The 19,601-nt window shown below is 28.1% G+C and carries 23 protein-coding genes and 2 tRNA genes; 5 read left to right on the top strand and 20 right to left on the bottom strand.

The genetic code is table 11. The features are described from left to right. Positions 1-7 precede the first annotated feature (7 nt). Genes pyrH through CNZW441b_RS02040 form a run of 7 tightly spaced genes read right to left on the bottom strand, consistent with a single transcriptional unit; the run spans position 8 to position 6,780 of the window. Complete coding sequence (gene pyrH, locus CNZW441b_RS02070) at positions 8-727, bottom strand: UMP kinase (RefSeq protein WP_131163761.1); 720 nt, start codon at positions 725-727, stop codon at positions 8-10. A 50-nt stretch (positions 728-777) separates the two neighbouring features. After that, on the bottom strand, positions 778-1,959 hold the full coding sequence (locus CNZW441b_RS02065) for a murein hydrolase activator EnvC family protein (RefSeq protein WP_131163762.1): 1,182 nt from the start codon (positions 1,957-1,959) through the stop codon (positions 778-780). Further along, the gene (locus CNZW441b_RS02060; protein ID WP_131163763.1) at positions 1,956-2,762 is read right to left on the bottom strand and encodes an ABC transporter permease; all 807 of its coding nucleotides are present in this window, start codon (positions 2,760-2,762) and stop codon (positions 1,956-1,958) included. The genes CNZW441b_RS02065 and CNZW441b_RS02060 overlap by 4 nt, the downstream gene beginning before the upstream one ends. After that, entirely contained in the window at positions 2,749-3,414 is a 666-nt protein-coding gene (locus CNZW441b_RS02055) for a cell division ATP-binding protein FtsE (protein WP_131163764.1), read from the bottom strand. Before CNZW441b_RS02055 ends, CNZW441b_RS02060 begins: the two co-directional genes overlap by 14 nt. A gap of 60 nt (positions 3,415-3,474) precedes the next feature. After that, positions 3,475-4,662: a tRNA (guanosine(46)-N7)-methyltransferase TrmB gene (trmB, locus tag CNZW441b_RS02050; RefSeq protein WP_131166256.1), complete on the bottom strand. Its 1,188-nt coding sequence runs from the start codon at positions 4,660-4,662 to the stop codon at positions 3,475-3,477. After that, complete coding sequence (locus CNZW441b_RS02045) at positions 4,662-5,867, bottom strand: fibronectin type III domain-containing protein (RefSeq protein ID WP_131166257.1); 1,206 nt, start codon at positions 5,865-5,867, stop codon at positions 4,662-4,664. The genes trmB and CNZW441b_RS02045 overlap by 1 nt, the downstream gene beginning before the upstream one ends. Continuing rightward, positions 5,815-6,780 carry an RluA family pseudouridine synthase gene (locus CNZW441b_RS02040; protein ID WP_131163767.1) on the bottom strand — a complete coding sequence of 322 codons (966 nt, stop codon included), beginning with the start codon at positions 6,778-6,780 and terminating at the stop codon, positions 5,815-5,817. The genes CNZW441b_RS02045 and CNZW441b_RS02040 overlap by 53 nt, the downstream gene beginning before the upstream one ends. A gap of 73 nt (positions 6,781-6,853) precedes the next feature. Between CNZW441b_RS02040 and CNZW441b_RS02035 the strand changes: the two genes are divergently transcribed. Beyond that, positions 6,854-7,954 carry an FtsW/RodA/SpoVE family cell cycle protein gene (locus tag CNZW441b_RS02035; protein WP_131163768.1) on the top strand — a complete coding sequence of 367 codons (1,101 nt, stop codon included), beginning with the start codon at positions 6,854-6,856 and terminating at the stop codon, positions 7,952-7,954. Between the two features lie 55 nt (positions 7,955-8,009). Next, a tRNA-Ile gene (locus CNZW441b_RS02030) sits at positions 8,010-8,086 on the top strand. A gap of 182 nt (positions 8,087-8,268) precedes the next feature. On the opposite strand, the gene CNZW441b_RS02025 is transcribed toward CNZW441b_RS02030, so the two are convergent. Beyond that, positions 8,269-8,344 (bottom strand) — tRNA-Phe (locus tag CNZW441b_RS02025). Between the two features lie 135 nt (positions 8,345-8,479). Here CNZW441b_RS02025 and CNZW441b_RS02020 point away from each other — a divergent pair. The 3 genes from CNZW441b_RS02020 to fldA all read left to right on the top strand — a co-directional run bounded on the left by CNZW441b_RS02020 (position 8,480) and on the right by fldA (position 11,023). Beyond that, complete coding sequence (locus tag CNZW441b_RS02020; RefSeq protein ID WP_131163769.1) at positions 8,480-9,823, top strand: TrkH family potassium uptake protein; 1,344 nt, start codon at positions 8,480-8,482, stop codon at positions 9,821-9,823. Beyond that, entirely contained in the window at positions 9,820-10,470 is a 651-nt protein-coding gene (locus CNZW441b_RS02015) for a potassium channel family protein (RefSeq protein WP_131163770.1), read from the top strand. The genes CNZW441b_RS02020 and CNZW441b_RS02015 overlap by 4 nt, the downstream gene beginning before the upstream one ends. Before the next feature lie 61 nt (positions 10,471-10,531). Next, positions 10,532-11,023, top strand: coding sequence for a flavodoxin FldA (fldA, locus tag CNZW441b_RS02010; RefSeq protein WP_131166258.1), 492 nt, complete (start codon positions 10,532-10,534; stop codon positions 11,021-11,023). Between the two features lie 288 nt (positions 11,024-11,311). Here fldA and CNZW441b_RS02005 read toward each other — a convergent pair whose 3' ends face one another. The 12 genes from CNZW441b_RS02005 to CNZW441b_RS08095 all read right to left on the bottom strand — a co-directional run bounded on the left by CNZW441b_RS02005 (position 11,312) and on the right by CNZW441b_RS08095 (position 19,583). Next, the gene (locus CNZW441b_RS02005; RefSeq protein ID WP_216681515.1) at positions 11,312-12,649 is read right to left on the bottom strand and encodes an MmgE/PrpD family protein; all 1,338 of its coding nucleotides are present in this window, start codon (positions 12,647-12,649) and stop codon (positions 11,312-11,314) included. An 8-nt stretch (positions 12,650-12,657) separates the two neighbouring features. Continuing rightward, complete coding sequence (gene purB / locus CNZW441b_RS02000) at positions 12,658-14,025, bottom strand: adenylosuccinate lyase (protein WP_131163773.1); 1,368 nt, start codon at positions 14,023-14,025, stop codon at positions 12,658-12,660. A gap of 9 nt (positions 14,026-14,034) precedes the next feature. Further along, a complete protein-coding gene (locus CNZW441b_RS01995) occupies positions 14,035-15,198 on the bottom strand; it encodes a trans-sulfuration enzyme family protein (RefSeq protein ID WP_216681514.1) in 1,164 nt (387 codons plus the stop codon). A gap of 10 nt (positions 15,199-15,208) precedes the next feature. Beyond that, a complete protein-coding gene (gene dcuC, locus CNZW441b_RS01990; RefSeq protein ID WP_216681513.1) occupies positions 15,209-16,648 on the bottom strand; it encodes a C4-dicarboxylate transporter DcuC in 1,440 nt (479 codons plus the stop codon). Positions 16,649-16,650: 2 nt separating this feature from the next. Next, on the bottom strand, positions 16,651-17,013 hold the full coding sequence (locus tag CNZW441b_RS01985; protein ID WP_131163958.1) for a Rid family detoxifying hydrolase: 363 nt from the start codon (positions 17,011-17,013) through the stop codon (positions 16,651-16,653). A 204-nt stretch (positions 17,014-17,217) separates the two neighbouring features. Continuing rightward, the gene (locus CNZW441b_RS01980; protein ID WP_216681512.1) at positions 17,218-17,760 is read right to left on the bottom strand and encodes a cytochrome c3 family protein; all 543 of its coding nucleotides are present in this window, start codon (positions 17,758-17,760) and stop codon (positions 17,218-17,220) included. A gap of 69 nt (positions 17,761-17,829) precedes the next feature. Then, positions 17,830-18,042 (bottom strand): cytochrome c3 family protein, encoded by a 213-nt coding sequence (locus CNZW441b_RS08270; RefSeq protein WP_425331637.1) that lies wholly within the window; start codon positions 18,040-18,042, stop codon positions 17,830-17,832. 183 nt (positions 18,043-18,225) lie between these two features. After that, positions 18,226-18,537: a hypothetical protein gene (locus CNZW441b_RS08115; protein ID WP_244985443.1), complete on the bottom strand. Its 312-nt coding sequence runs from the start codon at positions 18,535-18,537 to the stop codon at positions 18,226-18,228. After that, positions 18,489-18,881: a hypothetical protein gene (locus CNZW441b_RS08110; RefSeq protein ID WP_244985442.1), complete on the bottom strand. Its 393-nt coding sequence runs from the start codon at positions 18,879-18,881 to the stop codon at positions 18,489-18,491. The genes CNZW441b_RS08115 and CNZW441b_RS08110 overlap by 49 nt, the downstream gene beginning before the upstream one ends. Positions 18,882-18,941: 60 nt before the next feature. Beyond that, positions 18,942-19,208: a hypothetical protein gene (locus CNZW441b_RS08105; protein WP_243830601.1), complete on the bottom strand. Its 267-nt coding sequence runs from the start codon at positions 19,206-19,208 to the stop codon at positions 18,942-18,944. A gap of 22 nt (positions 19,209-19,230) precedes the next feature. Beyond that, positions 19,231-19,425: an FAD-binding protein gene (locus CNZW441b_RS08100; protein WP_244985441.1), complete on the bottom strand. Its 195-nt coding sequence runs from the start codon at positions 19,423-19,425 to the stop codon at positions 19,231-19,233. Then, positions 19,383-19,583, bottom strand: coding sequence for a hypothetical protein (locus tag CNZW441b_RS08095; protein WP_243830603.1), 201 nt, complete (start codon positions 19,581-19,583; stop codon positions 19,383-19,385). The genes CNZW441b_RS08100 and CNZW441b_RS08095 overlap by 43 nt, the downstream gene beginning before the upstream one ends. Positions 19,584-19,601: the final 18 nt, after the last annotated feature.

The raw sequence follows: 19,601 nt of genomic DNA, 5'->3' as shown, positions 1-19,601 counted from the left end.
TTATCCTTTAATTTTTAACTATAGAACAAAGACTGATATCGCCTTGTATTATTTTTAATAAATTTCCTTCTTTAAACATATTACATACTACAATAGGTAAAGCATTATCTTTTGCTAAGGCAATCGCAGTATCATCCATTACTTTTATATTATCTTGCATTGCTTCATCATAACTTAAAGTATTTAAAAACCTAGCATCTTCAAATTTATTAGGATCTTTATCATAAATCCCATCAACTTTTGTTGCCTTAATAACCATATGAGCATCAATTTCAACAGCTCTTAAAATGGCTGTTGTATCGGTTGTAAAATAAGGATTTCCAGTTCCTGCGGCAAAAATCACAACACGACCTTTTTCTAAATGTCTTTGAGCTCTTCTCATAATATAAGTTTCACAAAAAGCTTCCATTTGTATAGCACTTTGAACTCTAACATCAAGTCCACAACTTTCTAAGGCTTCTTGAATTGCTATAGCATTTATAACCGTTGCAAGCATTCCCATATGATCAGCACTTGTCCTTTTAATAAGACCGCCCTTAGACGCAGAAACGCCTCTTATTATATTACCGCCTCCTATAACAATACCAACTTCAATTTGGTTTTGAATTAAAGTTTTAATTTCTGCAGCAATGAATTTTAGAATAGAATTTTCAATTCCAAAGCCATTTTCTCCAGCTAAAGCTTCTCCTGAAAATTTTACCAAAACCCTTTTTTTATCTTGATGCATTTCTCCTCCTTAAACTTATAAAATTATATTTTAACTTCTATTAAAATTAGCTAATTTAAACTAATAAGCTCTAATGGATTAATATGAAAATTTTCTTGAGTAACTTCAAAAGTTAAATCATTCTTAATCCTTCCAACCACAGATCCTTTTTTAACATTTTTTCCAACTTTAATTGTTGGTGCTATTTTATCTAAATGTGCATAGATGGTATGAATACCATTATTATGTTCTATGATAACCACTCTTTGAAGCATAGAAGTATCTTTAGCAAAAACAACTTTTCCATCTAAAACACTTCTAACTGTTGCATCACTTTTTGTACTTCTTAATATTACATTTTCATTGAAAATTTTTATATTGTATATGGGATCTAAATAATTGCCAAACTTTTGCTTTACAGTAAAAGAATCTAAAGGTGCTATAGTTTTTTTTCCGGTATATTTTTTAATATTACCACTTTGATAACTTGAACCAAGCTGTCTAATAGTTTGTTTATTATTTGAAGGCTTTGATTTATTGTCCTTTGTCTCTTCTTGCTTTTTATTTTGAATGATTTTTAATTGATTTAAAGTTTTTCTTAATTCTTCTTGCTGGGCTTGCAAATTCTCTAATTTTTTAGCATAAATACTTCTATCGGTTTTTTGTTTATTAATTTCATTAAGTTGATTTTGCTTTAAAAGTTGTAACTTAGCTATTTGATCATTATAATCTTTAAGATTAAGATTAATCTTTTGAATTTGAGCCTGTTTGTTATCAATAAGACGTGTTATATCTTCATAATCTTTAGAAAGCTTAAAAATCTCTTCGCTCAAAACCCTATCAAGACCTTCTAAAACCTCAAAGGCCATAAAACTTTCTTTACTCTCTATATAACCTTGAGGGATAGGCAAATCATAGGCAAAATCTTTGGCCATTAAGACTATAAGCTTATTTTCCATTAAAGCCTTGCTTTTGAGCAATTCTTTATTTTGAGAGCTTAAAGTTTGGAGCTCTTTATTTTGTGCTTTTGCATTAGCTTCTAACTTATTTGTTTGTAAATTTAAAACTTGAATTTGATCACTTAATTCTTTTAATTTTTTTTCTCCACTTAAAATATCATTTGCCAAATCTTCGAGTTTTTTATTAAGTTGTTCTTGAATCCTTTTATTGCTTTCCAAATTTTTAGTTTTTTCTGAAATTTCATTGGCAAATAAACCCAAAAAACAAAAAAAGATAAAAAAGATTTTTCTCATTTTTTAACTCTAAACATAACAGAATTAACACAAATTAGACAAATCAATAAAGTAAAAATAAAAATTCCACCTAAATGTAAAATAAAATTGATTTTAGGTAAAATAAGATCTATAGACTTTAAACTTTCTTGTATAAATGAAAAATTATAAATTTGTGTAAAAAATATAAGCAAAATTAAAAATGCGATCAAACAATCAATTAAAACGATTTTATAAAGCATAAAAGATCTAAACCAAAATGGCGCACCAAATAAGCACATAATTTCAACTCTTTGCGTATGCTCATAAAGCCATATTCTCATCTGTTTTAAAAATAACACAAATGAAAGTAAAATAATAATACACATAAAAAACCAAAATACCACTTTAATAAGAACAAGTAAGGAATATATTTTATCATGAGTTTTTGAAAAAGTTTCAACCTTATTAATTCCAGGTATTGTTAAAAGAGTTGTTCTAATTTGCATCAACTCCTCTTGAGTTGGGAGATAATCAAGCTTAAGGGTATAAAACTTTGGCAAAGAAGCTCTTAAAATTTTTAAATTTTTATCAGAAATATCATTTTTAAGTCTTTCAATAAGTTTTTTAGGATCTAAAATTTCTACTGATACAACTGATGGTATTTTAGTTTTAATTAAATTTTGACTTAATTCATTAGAACTAGTTACTATAATATTATATTCTTTGTTTAAAACTTGTTCATAATGCTTTAAAGTAGCGTTAGTTAACAAAATAAATTCAAAAGCAAACATCATAAAAAGCAAAGGTAATATTAAAGATAAGTGGGTTTTAAAAAATTTCATTCATTTTTCCATTTTCTATATTAAATCTTCTATAATTAAGTCTTAAATTGCTTGGAATTCTATGTGTAACAACTACAACACAAGTTCCCAAAAGCTCCCTAGCTGATTTTAAAAGAGTCCAAATAATATCAGATGAATACTCATCAAGATTTCCAGTTGGTTCATCACAAAGCAAAAGCTTTGGATTGTGAGCCAATGCTCTTGCCATAGCAACTCTTTGTTGTTCTCCTCCTGAAAGCTGATCTGGTTTTTTATCTGCCTTAAAGGTTAAATTGACATGTTTTAAAAGCTTAGTTGCTTGTTCTTGACATATTTTTTTACTATAACCTTTTATCATGAGAGGAAGCATAACATTTTTTTCAACACTAAATTCTTTGATTAAGCGATAATCTTGAAAAATAATACCTATTTTTTGTCTCAATTTAAGAAGTTCTAAATTTCCTATTTTTTTCATACTGCTTCCACAAATTTCAAGTTGACCTGAAAGCAATTCTAAGTCTCCATAAAATGATTTTAAAAGTGTACTTTTGCCACTTCCACTTTTTCCAGTAATGAAAACAAAGTCATCGTCTTTAAAAGCAAAACTCGCCTCTTTAATAACTAGCTCATCATAACCTAAAGATAATTTTTGTGCTTTTATAAGGTTAGACATTAATTTTCCTTAAAAATAAAAAATTAAAATAAATTATTTTGCTTTATTTTCACTTAAAATTCAAGAAAATAATCTATTTTCATAGTAAATTATTTTTTTAAATTCTTCTATAGCTTTTAAATTCTCTAAAGTTTTAAAAGGAGCTTTAAATACAAAATAACATTTATCTCCTAAAAAAATATAGGCATGTTCAGGTTTATTAAAAGCTCCAAAAGCTATTTTTACAACTAAAGAATCTGAAGTTATATAAAAATTTTCAATATGAAGAAAAAAATCTTTATATTTAAATGTTTGATTTTTAAAATTACGCAAAAGCTTTAACTGCTCTTTAGAAAAATGAATAGATTGTAAATTAAAATCTATAATACTTCTTTCTTGATCAAAAGAATTAAGATTATAAACAATTAAATCATAAATATTTTTATTTTGTTTTTTCCATCTATCCTCGTATTTACTCGAAATCTCCAAATCTTCATTCTTTTTTATATCAAATTTTGGATTTTCAAATTCTAAAAAAATTCCTAAACTATAATTAAAATATTCATAACTATCTGTTCTAAGTTCAAATTTTCCATTACTTTTAAGCACTCTAGCACATTCTTTTGAAAAAGCTTCACTCATTACTCTACGATGCGGTTTCTTATCCCATGGAACAGGAAAATGCAAAAAAATCTTATCAATACTTTGTTTTTGCAAAACGCTCAATAACAACCTTGCATCATTTTGTATCAATAAAATATTATTTATTTCTTGATTTAAAGCAAGCTTAGCAACCTGTTCTATAGCAGGAGTATATATTTCTATACCTAAAATCAAAATATCTTGATTAGTTTTAGCCTGATAAAGCAAATGTCTTCCTGAACCAAAACCTATTTCTATATAAATTTTTTTATAATTTTGTATTTTTTCTAAAATCTCATTAAAATCATATGCTATTAAGGGAATTTTTTTATCTAAAGCATTTTTCTTAAAAGCAAAAGACTCACTTACAATCTCGTTGCAAAAATTTTCTTTAAAACACAATAAAGCTTTTTGTAAATATGTTATTTTAGATGGTTTAGAATGCTTATCAGCCTTAATAATAAAAAATTGATTATCTTGCTTAACTTGTAAAAAAAAACTTTCTTCTTCTACTTTTGTAAAAATCAAGATAACATTTTCATTATATGCTTTCCATAAAAACTCTACTCCATTGCTACAAAAAGGCAAAGTTAATTCTTTAATGGATTTAGCTTTAAAATTTGGCATTACTGTGCTGCTTTTACTTTTTTAGAAGGTTCAGACTCTAAACCTTGATTATCAATAGAAATAACCTCATAAGTATATTCTACTCCAGGCAAAGCTTTAATATCTCTAAGTTTTTTTTCTTTAAGACCTTTAAAAATAGCAGTACTGCCTCCACCATATCTTTTTACCATATATTCAACAGCCCTATTATCATTATCTATCCACTCAACCTCGATTGCTCCATCTTTAATTTGTGCAAGTATGATACTTGGCGCCAATGGATCTCCTAAAGTCTTTCCTTCTATACCATTTTTTGGCATAGGGCTTTCAAGTCCATCTTTATCAACTATAGTTACTTTATAATATTTACTTTTATTTTTTCCATTTACAATATCTTCATAGTTGTTTTCTTGAGTTTTTGCTAGCAAAGTATAAGGCAAAAAACTTGAACTTGTAGAATAGATCTTATAATAAGAAAAATCTTTATAATCACTTTTATCCCAATTTAAAAAAATTCTATTTACCTGATCAAAACTAGCGCTTAAAGAAGTAATTTCAGGTGGTAAAGCTTTTGAATTTGAACTTAAAATATCACTTGGCTCACTCATCACACCGTCAAAACTAAGTGCAAAAATTCTATAAGAGAAATTTTCATTTGGTTTTAAATTATCATCTATATATTCTGCGTTTAAACGATTTTTAACTTCTGCTATTTTTTTAAATTCTCCCTCTCCATCTTTCTTTCTCTCAATGATATAAGAACTTACTCGCAAATCAGGATGAGGACGCCAAATAAGCTTAATACGATTAGGCAAATTTGTAATAGCTTCAACAAAAGGAATTTTTTCAAGACGTGGCATAGTGTAAACTTCTATCACTTTGCCTTCTTCAGAAATATGACCTTGATCATTAAAACTTCTTAAACTATAAAAATACTTAGTCCCGGGATTTAATTTTGTATCAACAAAATGAGTTTGAAATTTATCTTTAATCGTAGCAATAATTTTAAAATTTGGCTCACTATCACTAGCACGATATAAATAAAATCCGGCTATATTTTGATCATACAAAGGATCCCATTCAAAGCCTATGCTACTCATTTCACTTATACTTTTTAAATTTTCTATTTTTGGCAAAGACTCATTAACTAAAATTTCTTTTGCTTCTATAGTATTAAACAAAAGAATTAAACAAAGAAAATAAAACTTGAACTGAAATTTTTTCATCTAACTCTCCTAAAGTATATTTTTTAAATAAAACTTTTTTAAAATCATCCATCAAAGGAGCATTAATTAATAGCATTTCCTTTGTTCTAGGATGGATAAAATATAAAATGTAAGCATGAAGCATAACCCTTAAATCATTTCTACCTTTATATCCATATAAATAATCTCCTAAAATATAACGATTTAAACTTGCTAAATGCGCTCTTATTTGATGAGTTCTTCCTGTAAATAACTTTGCCCCAATTAAGCAAAATTCATCATTTATCATTAAATTTACAAAAGCACTTTTTGCACTTTTTGCACACGTTAATTCCTCATTTATAGCTATTTTTTTTATCGGATTACTAGGAGATCTCATTAAAAATTTTTGTATTATTATTTTATCTTGTTTTAAGGGTAAGTTGATTAATGCAAGATAAATTCTCCCCATTGATTTATCTTTTAATTGTTCGCTTAAAATTTTATGAGAATAATTATTTTTTGCAATAACTATTGCCCCACTTGTTTGCTTATCCAATCTATGTACAAGACCTGCTCTAAGTTCACCTCCTAAATTTGAAAGGGTGTAATTTTTTTGCATTAGCCAATCAACCAAAGTGGCCTCTTTAACACTTTTTGCACCATGAACGACCAAATGAGGAGGTTTATTTAACACAACTACATCATCATCTTCATATAAAATATCTATATCAAAATCTACATTGTATTTAAGATTTTTTTCTTGCAAAATTACTTCTTTAATATCAACCGTATCGCCTATTTTTAGTTTAAAAGAATTTTTAGTTTGAATTTTTTTATTAACCAAAACATAACCATTTTTAATGAGTAAAGCTACTTGATTACGACTTTGTTCTAAATTTTTACTTAGAAAAATATCTAAACGAATATCATTACCTACTAAAAAATTCTGCATTATTTTTTCAAACCCTTTGTAAAATTAAAGAATTTTAACATATAATTCAATATAAAAAACTATAAGGTTAATTTTGTTTAAACTAGATAGACGTATTTTAACACATTTTGATTATATTCAACCTATTTTAATTTTGCCTATTATACTGATATCATTTTTTCTTGTATTTGAAGCAAATACTTTTCTAGCCGAAAAACAATTTATTTATACTTGTGTGGGATTTTTAGCATTTAGCTTTTTCTTTCTTTTGCCACTTAGAAAGCTAATATGGCTTATTCCTGTATTTTACTGGCTTAATATAGCCTTACTTTTAAGTGTAGATATTTTCGGTGTTGAAAAGCTTGGAGCTAAAAGATGGCTTGAAATTCCATTTACACATTTTACCATCCAACCTTCTGAAATATTTAAACCTTTTTTTATTTTAATGCTTGCTTATCTTATTCATCAAAATCCACCATCAAGAAATGGTTATAATGTAAAACAATTTTTAAAATTAAGTTTTTATATACTTTTACCTTTTTTACTTATCACAAAAGAACCTGATTTAGGAACTGCCACAATATTACTTATCGTTGGATTTGGTGTGCTTTTTATTATAGGAGTAAATTACAAAATTTGGCTAAGTATTTTTTTAGCATTATCTTTAAGTTCTCCTTTAATTTATACCCATTTTTTAAAACCATATCAAAAACAAAGAATTCATGATTTTTTATCAGAAAAACCAAGTTATCAAGTTATTCAATCAATGATAGCCATAGGTAATGGGGGGCTAACCGGAAAAACTTACGAAGAAGCTACTCAAACCCATTTTAAATTTTTACCTATTTCTACAAGTGATTTTATATTTGCATACATGATAGAAAGATTTGGATTTTTAGGAGGACTTTCTTTAATCATACTTTATATTTTACTTATACTTCACCTCTTAAGCTTAAACTATAAACTCAAAGAAGATTATTTTGCTAGAGTTGCTATTAACGCTGTTGCACTTTTTATTTTTATTTATGCAGCAGTTAATATCTCTATGACTATAGGTTTTGCACCTGTAGTTGGAGTTCCCTTGCCATTTTTTAGTCACGGCGGAAGTTCTTTTACAACTTTTATGGTTTTTTTTGGAATTTTGCAACACTTAATTACTTTTAGATTTTTTTGGACACAAAAAATTAAAAAATAAAATATTTTTAAGAAAATTTAATTATAATTACAATCTTTAAATATTTATAAGTTTCGGATTTATAGCTCAGTTGGTTAGAGCAACCGGCTCATAACCGGTTGGTCGCAGGTTCGAGTCCTGCTAAATCCACCACATTTTATTAATTTCTATAAACAGAAATTTTATAATCCTTATACTTATAATCTAACAATTATTTTAATATAAAACATCTGCTATATAATATTAAAACAATTAAAACAGTTTATTCAATTATGAAAACTATTTTAAAAATTTATGATAGAAGTTATTTTTGAATCTAGTATTTAAAAGAATAATGGTGGTTAGAGGCAGAATCGAACTGCCGACACGCAGATTTTCAGTCTGCTGCTCTACCGACTGAGCTATCCAACCACTTTAAAAATTTTTCATAGAGTGTAATTCTATCTTTTTATCTTTAATATAACTTTAAATTTAATTTTTATTTTTATTAAAGTTTCAAAAGCTAGAATTATAAAATTTTAAAATAAAAATTTTATCGAGGATTTCTTGAAACAATTTGGACTTGATAGACGCACTTTTAAAATATTATTAATTGGTTATATTATCATTGCTTTAATAGGAGCTTTGCTTTTATTATGCGATTGGGCTCATACAAAATCTATTAGTTTTTTAGACGCTTTTTTTATAAGCACCTCAGCTGTTAGTATGACGGGGCTTGTGACAAAAAATATCGCTACAGATTTTACCGTATACGGACAAATTATTATTTTAGCTCTTATACAAATTGGTGGTTTAGGCTATGTAGGAATAGGACTTTTGGTTTATATTTTAATCAGAAAAAAAGTAGGTTTTGATGGAAAAAATTTATTAAGAGAAACTTTACTTTATCCTTCTATGGATGGATTATTTAAATTTTTTAAAAAAGTTTTATTATTTATTCTTGCCATAGAATTATGCGGTGCTATTTTGCTAACCCTACGCTTTGCTTTAGAAATGAATTTTTCAAAAGCTTTGTGGTTTGGCCTATTTCATTCTATAAGTGCATTCAATAACGCTGGTTTTAGTATAATCAAAACAGGACTTATGGATTATAAACATGATTTAGCTATAAATTTTATTATTACAACCTTAATCATTATCGGTGGATTGGGATATTTTGTTTTAATCGAACTTTATTTTTTTCAAAAAAAACGTTTGCAAAATCTTAGTTTACATGCTAAAATTGTTATTATTGCAACGGTATTTTTAATTTTATTTTCGACTTTCATTATATTTACTTTTGAGTATTCTAATACTAAAACAATTGGAAATTTTTCTTTTTTTGATAAATTGCTTGCTTCGTATTTTACGGCAATTAACTATAGGACAGCAGGGTTTTCAACACTTGACTTAGGTGGCTTAAGAGATGCCAGTTTATTTTTTGGTTCTTTATTTATGGTGATAGGTGGAGCACCAGGAGGAACTGCTGGAGGAATGAAAGTTACAACAATAGTTGTATTATTAGTTTATGCTTATTGGTCTATTAAAAATGGTCGTGTAAGAATTTTTAATTATGAAATTCCACAAGAAACTATCAATAAAGCTTTTATTATTGCCATTGGTTCAGCTGTTTATATTATTGTATGCGTAATTTTACTTTCTTTATTAAATCCAGATATTCGTTTCATTACTTTATTATTTGAAACTTCTTCAGCATTTGCTACGGTTGGAGTTTCAGTAGGAGATGGCGGATCGCTTTCTTTAAGTGCTTTATTAAATGAACCAAGTAAAATTATTTTAATTGTTTTAATGATAAGTGGAAGAATAGGTGTCTTTGCATTTTTACTTTCTGTATTTAACAAAGATAAAACAATGTATATTAAATATCCAGAAGGAAGAATAAATTTATGAAAAATATTACTTATGGGATTATTGGACTAGGAAAATTTGGATCGGTTGTAGCTGAAGAATTAATTTCTCAAGGGCATACTGTTATAGTTGCTGATAAAGACGAAGAAGCTTTAAAAAATATTCAAAATTCTACTAATTATGCTTATATTCTAGATTCTGCCAATACCACAGCTTTAAAAGAAGCTGGTTTTCACGAAGCTGAAACTGTCATTGTGAGTATTGGGGAAAATGTTGAAAAAAGTATTTTAACCTTAATGGCTCTTAAAGATATAGGGGTAAATACAATTATTGCAAAAGCAACTTCTACTATGCATGGACAAATTCTTTCAAAATTGGGAGCATCAAAAGTCATATATCCTGAAAAAGAAAGTGCAAAAAGACTTGTAAAAGAATTTCTTTTGCGATCAACAGATTTTGAAATTTTTGACCTATCCGCTAATACAATTCGTGCTATTAAGATGATTGTAGATGATAAAATAGCAGGAAATTCTCTTAAACATATAGCACAAAATATGAAAATAATTGCTTATAAAAAATCAAATGGGGATTGGGAAATATTACCAGATCTTGAAACAATTATTGCTTATAGTGGTGATGTTATAATTTTACTTGGAACAAATAAAGAATTAGAGAATTTTGAACATTAGAAAAAAAGCTTAATAAAATATGGTAAAATATCTCTTATTAATTAAAATTTAAGGAGATAAAATGTCAATAGCAATAGTCTATGGAAGTTCAATGGGAAACACAGAAGGCGCTGCAAATACAATCGCTTCAAAACTTGGAATAAGTGATGTTTTTAATATCAGCGATATTGATGCTGATAAAATTAATTCTTACGACAAAATTCTTTTTGGAACTTCAACTTGGGGAAGCGGTGATTTACAAGATGATTGGGATAGTTTTGATTTTTCAGCTTTAAAACTCTCAGGTAAAACTGTAGCTGTTTTTGGTATGGGAGATAGCGAAAGCTATTCTGATACATTTTGTGGAGCTATGGGAAAACTAGCTGAAAATTTAAAAAATGCTGGTGCAAATTTAGTAGGAGAAGTTTCAACCGATGGTTATACTTTTGAATCAAGCGATGCAGTAGTTAATGGTAAATTTGTTGGACTCGCACTAGATAATGACAATCAAGAGGATCAAACAGAATCAAGAATTGATGCTTGGATTGAACAAATTAAACCTTATTTTTCTTAATTTAAATTTAAAGTTTGCATTTTGCAAACTTTAAATTTATCCAGATTAAAACCAAAACAATTTCAAATTTATACAAATATATAATTCTACAATACTTCTTTATCTGAAAATGTATATTTTAAAGATATAAATTATTTATTTTATTTAACATTTTTCTTTCAATTATAAAATTTATAATAGAAAAATAAATTCTAGTTTAAATTTATAGAACTTATCAATTATTAATTAAAATTCTAATTATTTTTCAATACCGCATAAAATATAATTTTAAAATCAAACATTAAAAAATTATAAAAAACTATTTTGTTTTTCTAAATTCATAAAAAAATCAAATAAATCATTTGCTTCTTTGATGTTTAATCTTATGCAAACATTATTTAAAAATTTCATCTTTAATTCTTCAAAATTTAAAGGATTATCAAAATTACCTTTATTGATAAAAATATCTTTTTGAATTATATTTCCATTTTGCAAGATAGCTTCTAAGTGACCTGGAAAATATTTTGGAAAACCTTGAGATTTTCTTTTTTTATAAGTAATTTTTTTAGCAAAATCAAGCACTTCTTTACGCTTTAAATTTTCATAAGATTTAAGAGTAATCTTGCCATCAAAAAATCCCAAAGCCATTAAAAAAGGCATAGAAAATTTAGCCTCATAAGCACTATTTGGAGTATATTTTGCCTCTAAAGGATCACAAATAAAAGAAACAGCAACCTCATCTACAAAACAACAAATACTTTTAATTTCATCAGCCTTTAAGCCATCATTTTTTAAAGCAATAGCACAATCAATTAGTCCATGAGCAAAATGACAACTTGGATAAGGTTTTATTGAAACTTGCATAGTTTGCCAAATTTCACCCAAAGCCTTATTAAGCTCTGTTTTATCACATTCTTGTTCTATACCAAAACATTTAAAGATATTATCCCTACCCTCAAAAATACTCAAAGGTCCGCTCATATTATTCTTAGCAAAATGGGCGATCATAATCCCATTTTTAATAGCATTAGCTATATGCAAAACCTTAGAATTAGAACCATTGGATAAAAATTCATTAATCCCACTTGCAAAACTTCCAGCAAGTCCCAAAGCATTAATGATTTGTTCTTTGTTTAGATCTAGCAAGATTGCGCTTGCACTTGTGCTTGCAAAAATTCCAGCAATAGCAGTAGTATGAAAACCACGCTTATGAAAAGTTCCTTTACCTGCAATACCTACTCTAGCTGCAATTTCCCAGCCAACAATAAAAGCTTTGATAATTTTTTGAGCCTCTTTGTTAATATAAAAACCATAACTCAAACAAAGCGGTGCTAAAATCGCACTTGCATGTAAAATAGCTTCTGTATGTGTATCATCAAAATCTAGTGCATGAGAAGCAATACCATTAAGCATAGCAGCATATATAGGATCTAATTTTTGCTCATTTATCCATACAGGAGTATTTTTTTCTGTACTTAAATTTTTAAAGGTTTTAAAAGCATTCAAAACACATTCTTCATTACTTGCTGCTATAGCAGTTCCAAAGCTATCAAGCATAAGCTCTTTAGCTCTTTGAACAACAACATCAGGAATATTTTCATATCGAATGTTTAAAATAAAATCTGCTAAAATTTCGCTATAAAACATAATTTTCCCTATTTTAAAATAGCACTATTTTTGATTTTTGCTAAAAATTCATCTACAAGTTTTGGTGCATATCCTACATAAGTTGTCGCATCAAGCAAAGCATCAATTTCTTTTTCTTTTAATACTTTAGATACTCTTTTATCAGCAAGCAAAACTTCCTTAAAAGTTTTTTGTTTTTCAATGCCTAGCATTGCATTTTCATAAACGATTTCATGAGCATGTTGTTTTCCATAATGATCGCTTAATGCAAACATAATGCGCTCTGCTAAAACAAAACCATTAAGAGTGTTTAAATTTTTGAGCATCTTATCTTTTTTTACTTCCAAATCACTAAGAGCAAATTTCATATTTGCTAAAACCACAGAAAGCATTAAAAACATTTCAGGTAAAAGCTTCCACTCCATTTTCCAAACTTGACCATCTCTTTCATGTTCGTGTCTTTCTATATCGCTTAAAATTGCTAAATTTGCTTTAAAAGCATTGCTTACAGTAACAGCATTTTCGCTTATAGCAGGATTTCTCTTATGTGGCATAGTGCTTGATCCTACTTGACCCTTGCCAAAAGGCTCTGCAACTTCATCAATTTCATTATGAGAAAGAATTAAAATTTCATGGGCAATTTTATTAAAGGTTGCATTGATATTGCCTAAGACAAATCCAAGCTCTATAAAGCGATCACGTGCACTTTGCCAAGAGATATTAGGAGTTTCAAGTCCTAAATTTTCTAAAGTAAGCCTTTCTACTTCATTACACTTATCGCTTAAACTTGCCTTAGTTCCTACAGCACCTACTATACTACCAACATAAAGTCTTTTTTCAAGTTCAAGTATTCTTTCAAAATGACGTTCAAGCTCACTTAACCAAATAGCGACTTTATGTCCAAAGGTAATAGGTAAAGCTTGAAGAGTTAAAGTTCTTCCCATCATAGCAGTATTTTTATGTGTTTTAGCTAGTTTTACTAAAGCTTTTGCAATAATTTTTAATTCACTTTTTATAAGCTGCATTGCTTCTTTAAATTGTAAAATAAGTCCTGTATCGATAATATCTTGAGTGGTTACTCCAAAATGCACATATTCGCCTAAATTATTATCACAAGCTTTTTCCAAACCTCTAACCGTAGGAACTAAAGGATGTTTAGTCTTTTTAAATTCAGCAAATATAAAATCCATATCCATAAATTTATAATGAGCCTTTTTTACAATCTCATCAGCTGCCTTTTTAGGAATAATTTTAAGTTTTGCTTGTGCCTTTGCTAATGCTGCTTCAACATCTAGCCATTTTTGTATGCGATTTTGCTCACAAAAAATCGCACGCATATTTTCAGTGCTCCAAGAGTTTGCTAATAATTTTTGATCAAATACACTAATTCCTGTCATTTTATCTCCTTATTTTTTAATACTATCAAAAGCTTGTGTTAAATCAGCAATCAAATCTTTAGTATCTTCAAGGCCTATATGAAATCTTACAAATGGACCCCTTTTGCTTAGATCTGCTATGGTTCTAGGTGGAGTAGTTACAGTTGCTAAACTTTCATAGCCACCCCAACTTGCACCTATTGAAAAATATTCTAATTTATCTGCAAATTTAATAGCATCATCTTTACTAAAATCTTCTATAAATTCAATGGTAATCATGCCATTAGCCCCTTTATGATCACGCATAAAAATTTCATGATTTGGATGAGATTTAAGTTTTGGATAAAAAATAGTTTTAACTTCTTTTCTTGTTTGTAAAAATTCTACAATTTCATCTGCATTTTTTTCATGGGCTCTCATTCTTACATCTAGTGTTCTCATACCACGAAGTACTAAATAAGCATCATCAGGACTTGTTGTAAAACCTAAAACTTCTGGAAGTTTATCAAAATTTTTCCACTCTTTTTCATTAACAACCACTATACCCATAGTTACATCAGAGTGCCCACTAAGATATTTTGTAGCAGCAATAACTGAAATATCTACACCAAACTCTAAAGGATTTAAAAAATACCCACTTGAATAAGTATTATCAATAGCTACTGGGATATTATGAGCGTGAGCAACTTTACAAAGTTTTGGCAAATCTATAATCTCATAAAGTATAGATCCTGGACTCTCACATAAAATAAGCTTAGTATTAGGTTTGATTTTTTCTTCTACATCACTTGCATCAGCTTTTAAAAAATCAATCTTGACTCCTATTTTTTCCAAAAATAACTCACAAATCGTTCTAACAGGTCCATAAATAGCATCAGTGATTAAAAAATGCGCATCTTTACTTGCATAGTTTAAAAGCACCATAGCCAGTGCCGCAAGTCCTGTTGGAAAAAGTTGAGCTCTATATCCACCTTCTAAAGTGCAAATAAGCTTCTCAAGTTCAAAATTGGTCACTGTTCCTCTAGCGCCATAACTTAAAACACGATCTGTCTTTCTTAATTCTTTGTATTTTTGCCAAGTTGCATGATCTTTAAAAAGTATAGTTGATGCACGCATAAGAGTAGGATTAACCGATCTTACTTCAGTATTTTGATCGCCTCTACCACAATGAATAAGCTTAGTTTTTGAATTCATTTTTTCTCCTTTAAAGATAGATATAAGTCATAATAATATTTACAATAACCGCTACAAGCATAGGAATAGCTGTTCTTTTAACCACAGCAAACGGACTTACTTTTGCAATAGCTGAAATAGCTAAGATCGCTGGCGCAATAGGACTAACACACCTTCCAAAACCTGTCATAATTTGAATAGGTGCTATCATGGTAATAGTTTCGATGTTAAAATGTTTTGCTATATTTGGGATAAGTGGGGCAAAACTAAAAAATGCTGCATTTCCTGAGCCCATTAAAAAAGCACAAATTGCAAGTAAAATTGAAATAGCACTAATAATAGCAAGCACCCCAAAACCTGCATTTTTACAAATTTCTATTAAAGTATCTACAAAACCTACAGATAAAAGGCCACTTGCAAATACTTGACCACAAACGATGAGTGAAACCGTAATTACAAATAAATGACCCATTCCTTTAAAGAAAATCATAATAGAATTAAGAGTTTCTACTATACTTTTATAACGTATTATTTCAAAAATAATAGCTACAAAAGTTGAAATTATCATTGCTACTGGAACATTCATTTTAATTGCTGTAGCAGTTTCTGTTTTTAACTCTTGTGCATTAATAATTCCCATTAAAACCAAAATACTATCAAATACTGAACTAAATCCTAAAATTAAAATCAAAGGAATGATTGGTAAAATAGCATAAATTCTAGGAGGTTTTTTAAGTTCTTTTTCTTTACTTTCATTTTCATTAAGTTCTTTTTCAATTTCTTGTTTATTAAAAATAAAATTATCTTTCTTATCAAAAAATTTATTGCAAAGATATATCGCAATACCTACAGCTATAATGATAGGCAAAGTTGTAGGGAGTTGATAATGAACAAAATAGATCGCAGGATCAATCTCAGCTATCTTTGATGCCATAATAACATTTCCACTTCCAGGACCATGATCAATGTATTGACAAATGGCAATAACACTTAATGCAGAAAGCTTTGAAACACCAGAACGCACAAGTATAGGATACATAGTAACCATAAGTAAAAGTGCTAAACCTGCATGAGAAGGGATAAAAAGCACTAAAAATTGCACGGTAAAATAAGCAACTATGAGTAAAACATAAGGAGATTTTACCGCTTTTAAAGGTTTTTCAAAAACTTTAAAAAGCGCATAAGAAGCTCCAACATGATCCATATAAGCAGAAAAACCTGCTATACTCATTAGCGTAAGACCAAGTCCTGCTAATGTCTTTGACATAGTTTGATTAAAAACTTCAAATATATCAAAAAAACCTAAATTTAAAGAACCTTTAGCAACAATATGCGGAGAGAGCCCAAAAATAGCAGCCAAAGAAAGCAAAAGCAATCCGCTTAAAAGCAATGCCATATGAGCGTTAATTTTTTTATAAAGCATAAACACAAGCAAAGCTATACTAAAAAATGAAAAAATAAGTCCCAACATAATTACCCTTTAGCCGCTATAACCTCAATCTCAACTAAAGCATTTTTTGGTAAATCTTTTACTGCAAAAGCACTTCTTGCAGGATAAGGAGCTTTGAAAAAGCTTGAATAAATTTCATTAAAATTTACAAAATCATTAATATTGGCTAAAAAACAAGTTGTTTTAATTACATTATCAAAACAAAGATTATTTTCTTTTAAAATAGCTTCTATATTTAATAAAGATTGTTTAGTTTGTTCTTTGATATCTTTAGCTTCTATCTCACCACTTTCTGGATTGATAGGAAGTTGTCCTGAAATAAATAAAAATCCATTAGCTTCTCTATAAGCTGAGTAAGGTCCTATAGCTTTTGGATAGTTTGACATAAAATCTCCTTTATGGTAAGTTAATTTTCATTTAATAAAAAATACACGGATTATAATTTTGTTTTATATATAAAATATTATCTTAAAATATATTCTTAAAAAATAAAAATATAAAATATAGACAATCTAACTATAAGAAATTAAATAAAAATCATAAAAACTAAGCAAGAGATTTAAAAGTAAAACATATGAAAATAAATACCCTTATTTAAATAAAGGGTATTTTTGCACATCAAACTGATTTAATTCTCCTCTTATTTCTTTGTGTCCAACGTGCTTATGACAACTAACACAACTTAAAGTTTGATTTGAATCAAAATATTTTTTATGCATTAAATTTTGTTTTGTCGATGCTAAAAGATTATCTTTTATATTAGAGTGACAATTTAAACATCCAGAATCATAAACAAATTTTTTTCTATTTTCTAATTTCTCTAACCAATTTATATTTTCATCATGATTAATAGCTGTTATAAACACTTCTTTAACGCCATTGTGAATTTTAGTTGTAAGATAATTGATTAAATTATCATGAGGTAAATGACAATCTACACAAGCTGCTTTAATACCGCTTGATCCTATACCAGAATGAACATCTTTTAAGTAAGAATTTTCCATAGGCTCCATAACATGACAAGCTCTACAAAATGGCAAATCCCCAGTAATTTTAATCATCTTTTGTACAAAAAATATAGTTATAAGTCCTATTAAAAAACCGCAAAATACAAGAAAAATTATTTTCTTCATTTTATATCCCTCATCCAAGTTGAAGTATTGTGACAATCTTTACACATATTGTAAGATGGTTTGTGTTCACTATGACAAGAATAACAATTTAAGATTTAAGCCATCATGTATAGAATTATGAGGATTTTTACCCTTTAAAAAATCTAATTTTTCTGCTAAACTTTGCTTACTTTTATGGCACTCAAGACAAATAGGAGTCTTAACTGGTTTAAAATCCTTTTTATCAATCCGCCCATGGCAATCTCTACAATCTATCAAAACTTCTTTATGATGAGGCTTTATGGTTCTATTTTATTCATCTGAATAGGAATTTTCAAAAACAAAACAATAATAAAATAATTATTTTTCTCATATTAATTTTTCACTTATAATATTTTTTGCACAAAGTAACCCAGAAGTCATACAATCAGGTATAGAACAACTTGTAAGTCTGCTAGAGCCCATGTACCCCTCCTGTAGCTTCTCCTATAGCGTAAAGATTTTTAATAGGCTGATTATTTTCAATAGATAAAATTTCATATTTGTATCTATAAAAATTCCACCAGGTGTATAGCTTAAACTTGGCATAGCTTTCATAGCATAAAATGGAGCTTTATTAATTCCTGAATTTTTTGATTTACTAAGATCTTTTTCAAACTTATCTTTTTGATTACTTAAACCTTGTTCATATTCATTAATCGTTTTTTTAAGCTCATTTAAATCAAGATCAAAAAAACTACTTAATTCTTCTAAATTTTCAAAACGAAACATCTTTCCAGAACTAATAAAACTTTGCATTCTTCTTGGATCATGCGAATTTGAAAATCCATTAGAATCAAAAATAACAATTGGATAAATATCAGTTTTAAATTATCCATATGTGCTAAAATTTTATTTGAAAGAACTTGATGATCTCTATCTTCATTCATAAATCTTTGTGCATTTTTATCTACAATAATTCCATAAATTAAATCTTCTGTAGGAATGCCAAAAGAAAAGCGACTTAAAGAAACTTGCACAGGGTTTACTCCAGCAGTTTGTCCAAGATTTGATGGAGTATGGGCGCATTTTAATCTTGGATTTTCTATGCTTCTATATTCAACATCTCTACTAAATCCACTCGTAGCAAAAACTACCGCCATTCTTGCGCAATATCTTTTTTTAATTCCTATTTTATTTTCTCTATCATCATTTTTTAAATTTCAATCAAAACGATAATTTTCTCTTACTTCTATCCCTATAACCTCACCTTTATCATTTTTAATAATTTCATCACATTTGGTTTCTTTTTTGAATTTTCCACCCTCTTTTAAAAAGGTATTATGGATAGTTTGTATAGTCTTTCCACCTCCACCTATAGCTTGAATAGTTCTTGGGACACTATGACCTCCTAAAAATTTTAATTTATTGCTGTATTTAATCCCGCAAGATTTAGCAAATTCATAAGCTTCATTAGAATATTTAATCAATCTTAAGTTTTGCTCTTTATGGTTATACCCCCCCCCCGCCAGCTTTATTTAGATCCTTTAAAAAAAGTTCTACACTATCTTGTATATTTTCTTTTTTTTGAAGATCAGAACCCATTACAGCAAAATCTTGTTGAGATAAAACAGAATTTCCGCCAATTCTATCCATTTTCTCTATCATGAGAACATTAATTTTATTTTTTTGCAAGATAGGTTGCAAAATATGCGCACTAATTCCACTTCCAACAACAATAACATCGTAATATTCATCAAATTTTTCATTATTTTTTTATCTTGAGAAGCATTTATCGACAAAGGAAAACCAAGGACTGATATAACAGCAAAAGAAATAAATTTTCTTCTAGATATTTTTTTCATTGTTATCCCTTTTTTAAA

It is taken from the genome of Campylobacter novaezeelandiae (genome assembly GCF_018968685.1).
GTDB lineage: Bacteria > Campylobacterota > Campylobacteria > Campylobacterales > Campylobacteraceae > Campylobacter_D > Campylobacter_D novaezeelandiae.
This window is presented reverse-complemented; position numbering and strand designations above follow the sequence as displayed.

Coding starts and splice junctions, on each gene's coding strand:
- CNZW441b_RS02065 (WP_131163762.1), bottom strand. CDS start 1,959: ATGAGAAAAATCTTTTTTATCTTTTTTTGTTTTTTGGGTTTATTTGCC.
- CNZW441b_RS02060 (WP_131163763.1), bottom strand. CDS start 2,762: ATGAAATTTTTTAAAACCCACTTATCTTTAATATTACCTTTGCTTTTT.
- purB (WP_131163773.1), bottom strand. CDS start 14,025: ATGACAGGAATTAGTGTATTTGATCAAAAATTATTAGCAAACTCTTGG.
- CNZW441b_RS01995 (WP_216681514.1), bottom strand. CDS start 15,198: ATGAATTCAAAAACTAAGCTTATTCATTGTGGTAGAGGCGATCAAAAT.
- CNZW441b_RS08115 (WP_244985443.1), bottom strand. CDS start 18,537: ATGCAAAGTTTTATTAGTTCTGGAAAGATGTTTCGTTTTGAAAATTTA.
- CNZW441b_RS01985 (WP_131163958.1), bottom strand. CDS start 17,013: ATGTCAAACTATCCAAAAGCTATAGGACCTTACTCAGCTTATAGAGAA.
- CNZW441b_RS08095 (WP_243830603.1), bottom strand. CDS start 19,583: ATGAAAAAAATATCTAGAAGAAAATTTATTTCTTTTGCTGTTATATCA.
- pyrH (WP_131163761.1), bottom strand. CDS start 727: ATGCATCAAGATAAAAAAAGGGTTTTGGTAAAATTTTCAGGAGAAGCT.
- CNZW441b_RS02045 (WP_131166257.1), bottom strand. CDS start 5,867: ATGAAAAAATTTCAGTTCAAGTTTTATTTTCTTTGTTTAATTCTTTTG.
- fldA (WP_131166258.1), top strand. CDS start 10,532: ATGTCAATAGCAATAGTCTATGGAAGTTCAATGGGAAACACAGAAGGC.
- CNZW441b_RS08110 (WP_244985442.1), bottom strand. CDS start 18,881: ATGGCGGTAGTTTTTGCTACGAGTGGATTTAGTAGAGATGTTGAATAT.
- dcuC (WP_216681513.1), bottom strand. CDS start 16,648: ATGTTGGGACTTATTTTTTCATTTTTTAGTATAGCTTTGCTTGTGTTT.
- CNZW441b_RS01980 (WP_216681512.1), bottom strand. CDS start 17,760: ATGAAGAAAATAATTTTTCTTGTATTTTGCGGTTTTTTAATAGGACTT.
- trmB (WP_131166256.1), bottom strand. CDS start 4,662: ATGCCAAATTTTAAAGCTAAATCCATTAAAGAATTAACTTTGCCTTTT.
- CNZW441b_RS02040 (WP_131163767.1), bottom strand. CDS start 6,780: ATGCAGAATTTTTTAGTAGGTAATGATATTCGTTTAGATATTTTTCTA.
- CNZW441b_RS02015 (WP_131163770.1), top strand. CDS start 9,820: ATGAAAAATATTACTTATGGGATTATTGGACTAGGAAAATTTGGATCG.
- CNZW441b_RS02055 (WP_131163764.1), bottom strand. CDS start 3,414: ATGTCTAACCTTATAAAAGCACAAAAATTATCTTTAGGTTATGATGAG.
- CNZW441b_RS02005 (WP_216681515.1), bottom strand. CDS start 12,649: ATGTTTTATAGCGAAATTTTAGCAGATTTTATTTTAAACATTCGATAT.